This is a genomic window from Arthrobacter ginkgonis, assembly GCF_039540195.1.
GTDB lineage: Bacteria > Actinomycetota > Actinomycetes > Actinomycetales > Micrococcaceae > Zafaria > Zafaria ginkgonis.
The window spans coordinates 95177-107220 of the sequence record NZ_BAABEO010000026.1; the positions used below are offsets into that span (position 1 = coordinate 95177).

A 12044-nucleotide genomic window follows, 5' to 3' on the forward strand; every position below is an offset into this window, starting at 1 on the left:
CGAAGACCTTATTCCGGCCGATTCCCGCATCATCCATCTGCCGTCCACCGGGGCCGCGTCGGGCTGGGCGGAGCCGGTACGCCCGGGAGCGGCGGGAAATCCCCCGGTAGACTGTTGCATCGACTGCTTTTACTGCTTCGGCCCCGAAACCGACTAGCACGGGCGGTCCGGGATTCCCCGTTCCCGCTTCCCGGGGCCCCAGCAACTCCCGCGACGGTCGGGGCGCTCAAGGCAAGGCAAGGATGACATGGCCATCGTCCTCAAATTGGCCGGTTTCGACCCGGCCCATATCCACGTCGTTCCGTCGCCCCTGACAGAGATGATGTCGCTGCTTCATGCCCTGGCCGAGCCGGACCACCATCTTGAGGCGAAAGCCACGCTCGATGACGTCTCGGGGGCCTTCGACGCCGGCATGCTCGATGAGTTCCGTTTCTTCTCGCCCCTGTGGGCGCGCTTTCGGTGCCGCCTCTTCTTTCCCCTGGATCCCCACACGAGCGCACTGCCCCACCAGCTCCAAGCCATCCTGGACCTGTCCATGGAGCAGTTCATGCGCTTGGCGGCCGAGGGGGTCCACGGCTACGCGCGGCCTCTGCCGCTGCCGCAGGAGCTCCTGCACGACGACTCCGCCCGCCAGGTCTTTCTCGACTATTGCCGGGCGCGCTCGACCACGCGGTTCGAGCTTGCCGAGAGCCTCTTGGCGGATCCCGAGGCGTTCAGGCACCGGCTGGCCAATTTCCTTCTCCGCGCCCAGGACGCCTTCTTCGGGCAGGAGTGGGTCCACGTGCACGAAGCCATCCATCGCAGCGTCGCCCGGGCCGCGGCCGGCATCCGTACCGCCGGACCCGCGGCCGTTCTGTCGCAGCTGAGCAGCAGCGCCCACGGGTTGCCCGACCTCCAGGAGGTCCGGTTCGACAAGCTTCAGCAGCGGACGGTGCACCTTGGCGGCCGGGAGCTGGTGTTGGTTCCCTCCGTCCATATCGGACCGCATCTGACGATCAAGGACACCGCGGGATTCCCCGTGGTCATCCACTACGCTGCCCAGTCCGTGGAGGAGGAGCGCCTCGGCATCAGGGAACTGCGCGAACGGCTCGCGGCGCTGGCGTCGGAGGCGAGGATGGAGATCTTCCGGCACCTCTCGGCCGAACCCATCACCACCAGCGAGCTGGCCCTGCGCCTGGGCCAGAACCCCGCACAGGTGTCCCGGTCCCTGGGCGTGCTCCGGGACGCGAGCCTTTTGGTCTCCGAACGCCGCGGCAAGCTGGTGTACTACCGCATCAACACCGCCCGCGTCCTCAACCTGGGCCCCGACATCCTCTCCACCCTGGTCCGCTAGGTTCGTTCGATGCGCCGTTTCTTGACGGCCTTCGATTGTCAGAAATTCGTCAATCGTTCACCCGGATCGCCTCGAAAGTAATAGAAATCACTGACGGGTTTCCCCGACCCGCAGCATGGAAAGATCCGTGCCCCCTTAGATCCACGTTCACTGGAGGACCGATGACCACCGAAGTATCGAAGCGGACGGAGCCCTCGGCAGGGCTGCGCCTGCTGGCTGGAATCGAGGAGGCCGGCAACGCGCTGCCCCACCCGTTCTGGCTCTTCTGGATCCTTTTCGGCGTCCTGGCAGTGGCCAGCTGGATCCTCTCCGGGACGGGCATCACCGTGAGCGACCCGGCGACCGGCGAGACGGTGGGCGTCAACAACGCCCTCAGCGTCGAGGCGATCCGGGCCCTGCTGACCGGCGCCGAGGAATCCTTCGTGACCTTCGGTCCCCTCGGCACCGTCCTGATCGTCATGCTCGGCGTGGCCGTGGCCGATCGTTCCGGCCTGTTCGAGGTCGTGGCCCGCCGCGCCCTGAGCAATGTCTCCGCACGCTGGGTCGTTTTCGCCGTCGCCCTCGGCGGCGCCTTATCGAAGTTCCTCTCCGACTCGGCCTACGTCATCCTCATCCCCCTCGGCGCCATTGCGTTCAAGACCGTGGGACGCTCGCCCATGCTGGGCATGATTGTCGCCTTCGTGTCCATCAACGCCGCAGGTGACGCGAACCCGCTGATCGCCCCCGGCGACGTGGTCTTCGCGAAGGTCGCCACCGAGGCCGCACAGCTGATCGACCCCAACGCCACGGTCCGTGCCACGGACAACATGTACTTCACCACGGTTTCCGCGCTCGTCCTGGCCATCACCATCACCTTGGTGACGGAACTTATCCTCAAGAAGCGCGAATCCACCCTCATCGTTGACACCGCCCAGGTCGACACGACGGCGATCATGGCCATGGGCCCCCAAGCCACACTGTCCGGGGCGGCCGAACGCCGCGGCCTGCGCGTCACCGGCCTTGCCGCCCTCCTGTTTGTCGCCCTGACCGTCGTTGCGATCCTGCTGCCCCAATCTCCGCTGCGCGGGGAGAACGGCGAATTCCTCGAATCGCCCTTCCTCGACGGAATCGCCTTCTTCCTCTCCCTGTTCTTCCTGACCCTGGGCATCGCGTTCGCCACCGGCTCCCGCCAGCTCGAAAGCTCCGCCGACATCCCCCGCTTCATGGCCGACGGCGTGCGCTCCATCGCCCCGCTGATCGTCCTGTTCTTCGCCGTTTCCCAGTTCCTGGCGCTGTTCAAGTACACGAAGATCAGCACCCTGGTCGCCGTGAAGGGATCCGACGCCATCGCCGACCTGGGCATCCACAATGTCGGACTCTTCGTGATCGTCGTGGTGGCCATCGCCCTGCTGAACCTGCTCATCACCTCCGGCCAGGCATTGTGGGCGCTGGTCGCCCCGATCGTCGTGCCCATGATGCTCCTGCTCGGCACCAACCCCGCGGCCACGATGGCCCTCTACCGGATCGCGGACTCCTGCACGAACTCCATCACGCCGATGAGCACCAGCTTCGTCCTGTGCGTGGGCTACCTGCAGACCCTGAACAAGAAGGCCGGCATCGGAACCCTGATCTCCTTCACGCTCCCGTGCGCCGTGATCATGTTCATCGTCTGGTTCGCGCTCTTCCTGCTCTGGTGGGTCCTGGGCATTCCCCTGGGCCCCGGAGCACCCGTCCGCTAGACCATCCGGAATATGTCGCAGCCAACACCCACCCGTCCCTTCCTGACCGAAGAGATGAGTGGGTGTTGTGGTTCCGGCAGGTGCACCCTTATCCGCGACGGCATCGGCGGCCAGGACGAAGTGCTTTGGAGCGCATTTCCGCCCTCAAGCGGACAGCCACCCCGGGCCCACGGACGATATGACCCCACCGATCGGGGGTGTCCCGATAGCCGCACCATCCCGGCGGGAAACAGATGATCGTCTGGCTCGCAGCGGGACCAAACCACATGCCAAAGTGTCTCGTCAAAACGTCTTGCATCCCACCGGTTACAAGACTCGCTTCCGGTCGAGGGTGACGCCGCCGAAGCCGCGCGGGCTTCCCCGTCATCGGCGATTGGCGACACCGAGCGATCACGGAACGCGGCCACAAAGCGCCGAAATCCACGTTGCGATCGGTCTTCACGGCGTTCTCGCGAATGGTCGTTGGGGAGAAGTGGAGCAGTCGGGATCAGGGGGTGCTGATGACGATTTTCCCGAACGCGCCTTCGGCCAGCTTCTCGTAGGCGCGGGGGGCGTCCTCGAAGGCGAAGACGCTGTCCACGACCGGGTTGATGGTGTGCTCGTCCAGGAAGCGGACGAGGTCGTGGAAGGAGCGCAGGTGGCCGACGGCGATGCCTTGGATGTGGGTCTGGTGCCAGATCAGGTCCATGAGGTCGAGGCTGGCGGTCTGCCCCTCGAGGAAACCGATGACGGCAACCAGGCCGTTGCCCTTCGCGGCCCGGATGGAGTCGCGCAGTCTGTCCCCTCCCACGACGTCGAGCACGACGTCCACGCCCTGGCCATCCGTCAGGTCCAGGACGGCTCCGGCCCAGTCGGGGGTGGTGCGGTAGTTGATGGTGTCCGTCGCACCCAGCTCGCGGGCCCGGGCAAGCTTCTCGTCGCTGCTGGAGGTCACGATCACGCGGGCCCCGAGGGCCGATGCCAGCTGGATGGCGAAGATGGAAACGCCGCCGGTGCCCTGGACGAGCACGGAGTCCCCGGCCTTCAGCCCCCGGTATTCCCGCAGCGCGAACCAGGGCGTGAGGGCCGCGATCGGCAGGGTGGAGGCCTCGGAGTCGCTCATGGTGGAGGGGGTGGGAACGACGTTGTCCTCCCCGAGGATCTGGTATTCGGCCAGCCCCCCGTTCAGCGGCCCGCCCATCTGGAAGTCGGCATACTCGGGGAGCCAGGGCCCGTCGTGCCAGGTGGAGTAGAAGTGGGAGGTCACGCGATCGCCCACGCGGTACTTCGTCACCCCGTCCCCGACCGCGGCAACGACTCCGGCCGAGTCGGCCACCGGAATCAGCCCCTTGGGCATCTTCTCGGGTGCGTAGATGCCGTCCACCAGGGCCTTGTCCCGGTAGTTCAGCGAAACGGCGGAGACCTTCACGAGCAATTCGTGCGGTCCCGGCGTGGGCGTGGGCACCTCGCGGAGGTTGAGATTTTCCAGTCCGAATTCATCAAGTGTCCAGGCGCGCATGCGTGTCTCCTTCGTGTGGTGGGGGGAGGGTGCGGATCCTGCGGCGGCGTGCCGGCGGGACCGCTGCTGTGGCACCACCCTACGTCATTAGTTTGATGCTTATCAAAATAGACTGTAATCAAAGTACGTGATCAGATCGGTCGCCCGGCTGGCGGCTATCCTAGGGAAGCGGCGGTAACCCCACCGGGCTCCGGGTTCACCGCGCGAATCCCCACCCGCGCCGTCCGGGGGCGATCGCTCAAGGCGCCAGGAGCCGTGCATGAAAGGCAAGAGATGGTTCGACGACGGGAAATAACCGACGAGCCCGCAGTGGACGACTTCGATTTTCCGCGCGTGCTGAACGCCATTGCGGATCCCATCCGGCTGGCCATCGTCACCCAGCTTGCCGCGGCACCGGGGGATCTCAGTTGCGGCTCCTTCATCCTGCCCGTGCACCCGTCCACGGCGACGCACCACTTCACCGCGCTCCGCCAGGCCGGCGTCATCCACCAGTTCTACGCCGGAACCTCGCGCATGAACGTCCTGCGGCGCGACGACCTGAATGCGGTCTTCCCGGGCTTTCTGGACTCCGTCATCAGCGCCGCGGCGAAGGCCTCGACGCCTGCACGCTGAGAGACCTCCGGATGCGCTTCGTGGCTGGGCTGCATCGGCGGAAATTTCCGCCTGGTTGACAGGCTTCCCGCCCCGAATCGCCGGATCAGAGTGATCAACCACGTCGACGCATTCCCACCCCGAGGTCATCGGGGCAGCTGGAGAAACCTCCTCATTGGCCACTGGGCGTTGCTAAATCCCTGCCGAATGGCCCCGGGATTCACATCGCCGGACCGTCATGCAGCCCCTCGCTTGCAAGGCGCCCGGCCGAGGGCGTTCCGGAAATCCGCTCCCTCGGGACGGAGCGCAACATGTGCGGGGGAGTGGTGCGTTGGAGGATCCTCGTTGCAATCCCTGGCCGGGGCTTCGTCCCGCGCCGGAGGGGAGGGCAGACTTTTCCATGCCCTGGGAATGCGTGTTCCTGCGGTGGCTTAGGCGGCGGTGCCGGCGGTGCGGCGCGCCAAGGCCTCGTCTGCGGCGTCGATGTAGGTCGCGATCGAATCGCGGTTTCGGGTGAGGAACTCGATGCGCTGGGTCATTCTGTCTCGTTCGTCGCGGAGGATGGCGAGCAGTTCCGGCTCTATGTCCTCGGGGACGATGCCGCGGGCCTTGTCCAGACAGGGGAGGATCAGGGCGATGATCTTGGTCGGGATGCCGCTGTCGATGAGGCCGCGGATCTGGATCGCGCGGTCGATCAGGTACGGGTCGTATTCGCGGTAGCCGTTCTCGAGGCGTCGCGGGATGATCAGCCCCTGCTCCTCGTAGTACCGCAGCGATCTGGTGGGCGTGTTCGAGAGTTTCGCCAGCTCTCCGATGCGCATGTCTTTCGCCTTTGGATCGATTCGGTCGGCACCCGGTTTGACCTTCACATTAGTGTCAACCATTTACGGTAACGTTCATGACACTAGTACAGCAAGGCCCGGAAGAGACGCGCAGCGTTCAGCGCCTCCCGCTCTGGAGCCTGCTCGCACTGACAGCGAGCGGCTTCCTCACCATCATGCTGGAGACGATGCCCGCCGGCATCCTCCCCGAGATGAGCCAGGGGCTCGGGGTGAGCGAGTCCGCCGCGGGCCAGTTCGTCACGGCCTATGCCATCGGTTCGATCGTGGGGGCGATCCCGATCATCAGCTCAACGATGGGCTGGCCCCGACGGCGCCTGCTGGCAGGCGCACTGGCGGGCTACGTTGCGACGAGCCTGGTTGTCGCCGTCTCGCCGAGCTTCGCGCTCACGCTCGGCGCCCGCTTCGTTGCCGGTGTCTTCGCGGGTGTCGTGTGGGGCATCGTCGCCGGCATCGCCGGCCGGCTGGTGGGTGATGAGCAGCGGGGACGCGGCCTGACGATCGCGCTTGCGGGCACTCCCATCGCCCTGGCCGTCGGCACGCCGGCGGGCACGCTGCTGGCGGGCCTGATCGGGTGGCGGTTCACCTTTGTCGCGATGGCGGTGTTCGCCGCGGCCCTCATCGGGTGGGTGCTGGCTGTCCTTCCCGCCCTGCCGGGCCAGAAGAAGGGTGAGCGGACCCCGGTCCGCCGCGTGTTCACGCTTCCGGGTCTGGTCCCTGTTCTTGTCACGGCGGTCCTCTACGTCACGGCGCACAATCTCCTCTACACGTACATCGCGTCCTTCCTGGCACCCGTGGGCCTGGGCGGTGCCGTCGGCGCGGTCCTGATGGTTTTCGGTGTCGCGTCGCTGGCGAGCCTGGCGGTGACCGGTGCCCTGATCGACAGGCACCTGCGCACCCTCATGGTCCTCAGCTGCGCCGTGTTCGCCGCTGCCATGCTCGCCCTGGGGTTCCTCGCAGGATCCCCCCTTGCCGTGTACGCCAGCGCCACCGCGTGGGGTCTGGCGTTCGGAGGCGCCGCCAGCCTGTTGCAGACCGCAATGATGAATGCCGCCGGCACCGCCGTGGACGCCGCGCAGGCCGTGATGGTCACCGGCTGGAACATCGGCATCGCCGGGGGAGGCATTGCCGGAGGCGTGCTCCTCGGCTCGCTGGGCTCGCCGTCCCTGGGCTGGGCCACCCTGGCCCTGCTCCTCGGCGCCCTGATCATCGTGCTCGCCGGGCGCCGCCACGCGTTCCCGCCCCGCAGGCCTGACCGCGCCGACAGGGCAGCCGCAGCGATTCACCCCTCGTGACGGCTTCTTCCACCGGTGGACCGGTGTGCCCCATGCCTGTCCATGGAGCGCCTGTCCTTGGCCATCAGGCTGGTGATACCCGGGCTTGCCGGGTGAGGTGAAGGAGGACCTCCGGGTGCGGCGGGAGATGTCTCGTCTTCTACCGTCCCGAGGTCCTCCCGTCCCACCGCAACGCCCGTTTGAACCCTAGGGGCCGTCCCTTCCCTCTCGCCGGAGTGTCTTGCATCCCGTCGGTTGCAAGACTCGCTTCCGGTCGACGGTGACGTCGCGCACGCCGCAGGCGGCACCTTGCCGGGCTTGTCTATGTTTCGGGGAATCCGGTGCGGCGTAGCCAGGATTGGATGTCCGGTCCGGCGCCCCGGACTTCCTCTCCGCGCACGGCGAGGCCTTCACCGATGGTGGCACCCGGGCAGGAATCGCCGTAGTCCCTTTCGGTGGTGCCGAGCCCGCTCATGGCGTAGGTGGTGACGGGATGGATGGTCTTGCCGGCGAAGTCGTGGCTTTCGGCGAAGGTGGTCATGATCATGGGTGCCCGGACGTTCCAGATGCCGCTGGCCAGCAGCACGGTGTCGTACTGATCGATGGAGGGCAGGAGGTTGGCGATGACGGGGCGGGCGTCGGCGTTTTGCTCGCGGACGTTGCGTGCGACGGTCGCGTCGTAGTCCTCCGGGTAGGGGTCGGCGGCCTCGATCCGGTGGACGTCGCACGTGATGAGCGTGCCGATCATGCCGGCCAGGACCTCGGTGTTGCCGACGGTGAGGTTGGTGCGGCTGCCGTAGTGGTAGTTCTCTCCGGCGCGGGAGAAGTAGGCGAGCAGGACCCGCCCGGTCTTCCGTTCATTCGGGGTGCCTTGGGCGGTGCTTTCTCGTGCGGGCATGGGTGGGTTCCGTTCTTGGGGGGTGCAGCCCGAGGTTCCGGCGGCAATCATGGCCATGCCCAGGCCGGTGACGGCCGTGCGCAGGACGGAGCGCCTGTCGATGATCCTGTGCCGTGCGGGCATGGGCGGGTCTGGCCTTCCTGGTGCTGCTGATGTTCCGAGGGCGGTCATGTCAACTCCTAGACCGGTGTTGGCCGTGCGCAGGACGGAGCGCCTCAGCGGCTGGTGCGGGCTGTCTCGCCGGTGTGGGCTTCGTTCGCCATCCAGCTGCGCAGCAGGTTCATGGCGTCCGCGGAGGGGGTGGCGGGCTCGGCGAGGTAGGTCATGAGGCTCAGGCCCGGGGTGGAGGCCAGGGCGAGGACTTCGTAGCCGAGGGTCATGTCACCGACGACGGGGTGGTGGATGTTCTTGGTCCCCGTGGAGTGGGTCCGGACCGTGTGCCCGCCCCACCAGGTGCGGAACTCGTTGCTGCGGGTCGCGAGCTCACCGACCAGCGCCATCAGGGCTTTGTCGCTGGGATCCTGGCCGGCAAGGAGGCGCATCCCCGACACCGCCTCGCGTGCGGTTGCCTCCCAGTCCGGGTAGAACACCCGGGAGCGTTCATCGAGGAACAGGTAGCGGGCGCTGTTCAGCACCGGTTTTCCGGCCGGGAAGAGGTCGGGGAACAGCGCACGGCCCAGCGGGTTGGAGGCGACCGGGTCGCCGAGCCGGGTCATCGCGATCGCGGGGACATCGCTCATCGTGTCGATCAGCTGCGCGACCCGCGGGGACACGCGCGGTGCGGGTTTGATCCGGGGCGCACGGCGCGGCCCGGTCGCCGCACGGGCCAGATCGAACAGGTGCGCGGTTTCGGCCTCGTTCAGCTGCAACGCCCGAACGAGCGCGAACAGCACGCTCTCGGACACCCCGCTGAGGTTCCCGCGTTCCATCCGCGTGTAGTAGGCGGTGCTGACCCCCGCGAGCTGCGCGACTTCCTCGCGGCGCAGGCCCGGGACGCGGCGTTCCCCACCGAACACCGTCAGGCCCGCCAGCTCCGGGGTGATGCGGGCGCGCAGCGCGGTGAGGAACTGCTGCACGTCGTGAGGGGTATCCATACCGTCAAGGCTAGGAGGGTCCACGGCGGGAGTGGGAGTCCCTGGCATTAACCCCCAGCCCGCATACCCTTCCGGGCACTGCGCGTCCCCGCCGGTGTCGGGGGTACCTTCTGGGGGATAACACCAGTGACTCTCACCCGCTCCCGTTTCGTGCCTACCGTTGAAGGCATGACCGACACCAAGATCACTTTGAACAACGGCGTGGTGATGCCCTCACTCGGGCTTGGCGTCTTCCAGACCCCGCCCGACGTCACCGCCGCCGCCGTCGAGGAAGCCCTGCGGGTCGGCTACCGCCACATCGACACCGCCGCCGCGTACTTCAACGAGCGCGAGGTTGGCGAGGGCATCCGCCAGTCCGGCGTCCCCCGTGAGGAGGTCTTCGTTGAAACGAAGATCTGGATCAGCGACTACGGCTACGACGCGACCCCGCACGGGTTCGAGAAGAGCGCCGCGAAGCTCGGCGTCGACTACATCGACCTGGTCCTGCTGCACCAGCCACTGCCTTCCGCCTTCAACCTCACTCTTGATGCGTACCGGGCGCTTGAGAAGCTCCTGGCCGACGGCACAGTCCGCGCCATTGGCGTCAGCAACTTCATGCCCGAATACTTGGAACGGCTTCTGGCAGAAACGTCGGTTGTCCCGGCCGTGAACCAGATCGAACTCCACCCGTACTACCAGCATAAAGAACTCCAGGCCCTGCACGCCGAGCACGGCATCCTGACCCAGGCGTGGTCGCCCATCGGCGGCATCACCTCCTACGGCGGCGCGGAGAAGAGCGCCTTTGAGGACCCCACGCTCCTCGAAATCGGCCGCGGGCACGGGAAGTCGGCCGCCCAGGTCATGCTGCGCTGGCACCTGCAGCAGGGCCGCTCGGCCATCCCGAAATCAGTCAACCCCGAACGCATCGCCGAGAACTTCGACGTGTTCGACTTCGAACTCAGCGGGCAACAGCTCGCCGCCATCGACGCGCTCGACACCGGCGTGCGCGGCGGACCCGAGGCCGACTTCATCAACCTCACGGATCATGCCTTCCCCATCCCCGAAGCGTGATCCCCTCCCCGCGGGGTGGCTTCACGCGCCACGCCGGGGACCACATGCCGAACCTCGAATGCAATTCGACGGCCCGGTACATCGGATCTTCGACTCGACTCTCTGACAGGAAACACGCTATGGAATACACCCAACTCGGCACATCCGGACTCAAGGTCAGCCGCCTCACCCTGGGGTGCATGAGCTTCAGCGATCCGAACCCGATGATGGACTGGTCACTTGATGGCGAAGCCGCCGGGCCGCTGTTCCGACAGGCCGTAGAGCTTGGCATCAACTTCTGGGACACCGCGAACGTCTACGGAATGGGCACTTCAGAAGAAATCGTCGGTCGCGCCATGCGCGAATACAGCAGCCGCGACGAGACAATTCTCGCGACCAAGATCTTCTGGCCGATGCACCAGGGTCCGGGCGGCGGGGGCCTGAGCCGCAAGGCGATCCTCGAGCAGGTCGACGCCTCGCTCGCCCGACTGGGCACCGACTACGTCGACCTGATGCAGATCCACCGCTTCGACCCCGAGGTCCCGGTGGAGGAAACGATGGAAGCGCTGCACGATGTCGTCAAGGCCGGCAAGACCCGCTACATCGGCGCTTCCTCGATGTGGGCGTGGCAGTTCGCGAAGCTGCAGCACGCGGCCGAGCAGAACGGGTGGACGAAATTCGCCTCGATGCAGGACCAGTACAACCTGGTCCAGCGCGAGGAAGAACGTGAGATGTTTGGCCTCCTCGCCGACCAGAGCGTCGGCAACATGACATGGAGCCCCCTCGGCGGCGGTATCCTCGCACGTCCCTGGGGTGAGAAGAGCAGCACGCGCGCGGCGTCGACCCCTGCTCAGGATCAGTTTGGTCGGCCGCTGTTCCTCGAATCGGACAAGGCGATCGTCGACGCCGTTGAACGCATAGCCACCGAGCGGGGCGTCTCCATGGCCACCGTCGCGTTGGCCTGGGTGCTGAAAAACCCCGTCGTCGATACCCCAATCATTGGGGCGACGAAGGAAAAGCACCTCGCGGACGCGGTCGCAGCGCTCGGGCTGACGCTCAGCGACGAGGAAGTGGCGGCGCTGGAGGCTCCCTACACACCGCGCGAGCCCACGTTCTTCTAGGCCCATGGCCCCAGCACCGAGGGGAGTGCCGCACCAGACCGGTACGGCACTCCTCCCATTTCCGACCTCGGCATATTTCGCGCGACCTTCTACCGCCGATCGCAAGGTCTCGACACCCATGTCCAAGCCACATAGCGCTGCGAAAACGAGGCCACTTATCGCCGCGATTCACAAGAGTGTCTCGACAAATGTGTCTTGCATCCCATCCGTTGCGAGACATTCGAAAATCGACGTATCGGCCCGTCATAGACTCCGAGGGCCACAGATCTACATCTTTTTGAAACGCGCGAACTCAGTGGTTTCCCCGGCATTGGGGTTGGTTCCAAGCAGGCGCACGAGGCCGGTCTTTCGCGAAGTCTGGAACGATCCTTCGGGCTCATCGTCGATCTCCGCGAACACTTCGAACAGGCGCCCGTTCGCGTGATCGGTGACCCAGCGCAGCACCTCGGTAACGTCTTCAACCTCGGTTAGCGCGTAGGCGTCCAGGGGCCACGAATGCCCGGGTGGCGGTTGCTGCCAAAAGTTCACGCGGTAGCAGGGTGAGTAGGTCACGTCGCGTGGTTCAGCATGAACCGTTTCGATCACACGCATGCTCGCCAGCCTACAAGCCGTCGTCATGGGGTCACAGGGTAACCAGCCATGCTGTCTC

The 12044-nt window shown here is 66.2% G+C and carries 11 protein-coding genes; 6 read left to right on the plus strand and 5 right to left on the minus strand.

The genetic code is table 11. The annotated features are described in order from the left end of the window. Nucleotides 1-247 precede the first annotated feature (247 nt). Nucleotides 248-1333, plus strand: a complete 1086-nt coding sequence (locus tag ABD912_RS19920; protein WP_345153639.1) for an ArsR/SmtB family transcription factor — start codon at nucleotides 248-250, stop codon at nucleotides 1331-1333. 161 nt (nucleotides 1334-1494) lie between these two features. Next, complete coding sequence (locus ABD912_RS19925) at nucleotides 1495-3051, plus strand: AbgT family transporter (RefSeq protein WP_345153640.1); 1557 nt, start codon at nucleotides 1495-1497, stop codon at nucleotides 3049-3051. Between the two features lie 487 nt (nucleotides 3052-3538). Here the strand turns inward: ABD912_RS19925 and ABD912_RS19930 are convergent, their stop codons facing one another. Next, the gene (locus tag ABD912_RS19930; protein WP_345153641.1) at nucleotides 3539-4549 is read right to left on the minus strand and encodes a zinc-dependent alcohol dehydrogenase family protein; all 1011 of its coding nucleotides are present in this window, start codon (nucleotides 4547-4549) and stop codon (nucleotides 3539-3541) included. A 255-nt stretch (nucleotides 4550-4804) separates the two neighbouring features. On the opposite strand from ABD912_RS19930, the gene ABD912_RS19935 reads away from it, so the two are divergent. Then, complete coding sequence (locus ABD912_RS19935; protein ID WP_345153643.1) at nucleotides 4805-5161, plus strand: ArsR/SmtB family transcription factor; 357 nt, start codon at nucleotides 4805-4807, stop codon at nucleotides 5159-5161. Nucleotides 5162-5571: 410 nt separating this feature from the next. On the opposite strand, the gene ABD912_RS19940 is transcribed toward ABD912_RS19935, so the two are convergent. Beyond that, nucleotides 5572-5961 carry a MerR family transcriptional regulator gene (locus ABD912_RS19940; RefSeq protein ID WP_345153644.1) on the minus strand — a complete coding sequence of 130 codons (390 nt, stop codon included), beginning with the start codon at nucleotides 5959-5961 and terminating at the stop codon, nucleotides 5572-5574. Nucleotides 5962-6038: 77 nt separating this feature from the next. Between ABD912_RS19940 and ABD912_RS19945 the strand changes: the two genes are divergently transcribed. Then, nucleotides 6039-7274: an MFS transporter gene (locus tag ABD912_RS19945; protein ID WP_345153646.1), complete on the plus strand. Its 1236-nt coding sequence runs from the start codon at nucleotides 6039-6041 to the stop codon at nucleotides 7272-7274. Nucleotides 7275-7575: 301 nt separating this feature from the next. Here ABD912_RS19945 and ABD912_RS19950 read toward each other — a convergent pair whose 3' ends face one another. Next, nucleotides 7576-8274 carry a flavodoxin gene (locus ABD912_RS19950; RefSeq protein ID WP_345153648.1) on the minus strand — a complete coding sequence of 233 codons (699 nt, stop codon included), beginning with the start codon at nucleotides 8272-8274 and terminating at the stop codon, nucleotides 7576-7578. A gap of 92 nt (nucleotides 8275-8366) precedes the next feature. Then, complete coding sequence (locus ABD912_RS19955; protein WP_345153650.1) at nucleotides 8367-9245, minus strand: helix-turn-helix transcriptional regulator; 879 nt, start codon at nucleotides 9243-9245, stop codon at nucleotides 8367-8369. 168 nt (nucleotides 9246-9413) lie between these two features. Here ABD912_RS19955 and ABD912_RS19960 point away from each other — a divergent pair, with 168 nt between their 5' ends. Further along, complete coding sequence (locus tag ABD912_RS19960; protein WP_345153651.1) at nucleotides 9414-10295, plus strand: aldo/keto reductase; 882 nt, start codon at nucleotides 9414-9416, stop codon at nucleotides 10293-10295. Between the two features lie 119 nt (nucleotides 10296-10414). Then, nucleotides 10415-11395 carry an aldo/keto reductase gene (locus ABD912_RS19965; protein ID WP_345153653.1) on the plus strand — a complete coding sequence of 327 codons (981 nt, stop codon included), beginning with the start codon at nucleotides 10415-10417 and terminating at the stop codon, nucleotides 11393-11395. A 267-nt stretch (nucleotides 11396-11662) separates the two neighbouring features. Here the strand turns inward: ABD912_RS19965 and ABD912_RS19970 are convergent, their stop codons facing one another. Continuing rightward, nucleotides 11663-11986, minus strand: coding sequence for a hypothetical protein (locus tag ABD912_RS19970; RefSeq protein ID WP_345153654.1), 324 nt, complete (start codon nucleotides 11984-11986; stop codon nucleotides 11663-11665). Between the last annotated feature and the right edge of the window lie 58 nt (nucleotides 11987-12044).

Excerpts from the sequence above, each read along its gene's own strand:
- ABD912_RS19920 (WP_345153639.1), top strand. The coding sequence starts at position 248 with ATGGCCATCGTCCTCAAATTGGCCGGTTTCGACCCGGCCCATATCCAC.
- ABD912_RS19940 (WP_345153644.1), bottom strand. The coding sequence starts at position 5,961 with ATGCGCATCGGAGAGCTGGCGAAACTCTCGAACACGCCCACCAGATCG.
- ABD912_RS19930 (WP_345153641.1), bottom strand. The coding sequence starts at position 4,549 with ATGCGCGCCTGGACACTTGATGAATTCGGACTGGAAAATCTCAACCTC.
- ABD912_RS19960 (WP_345153651.1), top strand. The coding sequence starts at position 9,414 with ATGACCGACACCAAGATCACTTTGAACAACGGCGTGGTGATGCCCTCA.
- ABD912_RS19955 (WP_345153650.1), bottom strand. The coding sequence starts at position 9,245 with ATGGATACCCCTCACGACGTGCAGCAGTTCCTCACCGCGCTGCGCGCC.
- ABD912_RS19965 (WP_345153653.1), top strand. The coding sequence starts at position 10,415 with ATGGAATACACCCAACTCGGCACATCCGGACTCAAGGTCAGCCGCCTC.
- ABD912_RS19970 (WP_345153654.1), bottom strand. The coding sequence starts at position 11,986 with ATGCGTGTGATCGAAACGGTTCATGCTGAACCACGCGACGTGACCTAC.
- ABD912_RS19925 (WP_345153640.1), top strand. The coding sequence starts at position 1,495 with ATGACCACCGAAGTATCGAAGCGGACGGAGCCCTCGGCAGGGCTGCGC.
- ABD912_RS19950 (WP_345153648.1), bottom strand. The coding sequence starts at position 8,274 with ATGCCCGCACGGCACAGGATCATCGACAGGCGCTCCGTCCTGCGCACG.
- ABD912_RS19945 (WP_345153646.1), top strand. The coding sequence starts at position 6,039 with ATGACACTAGTACAGCAAGGCCCGGAAGAGACGCGCAGCGTTCAGCGC.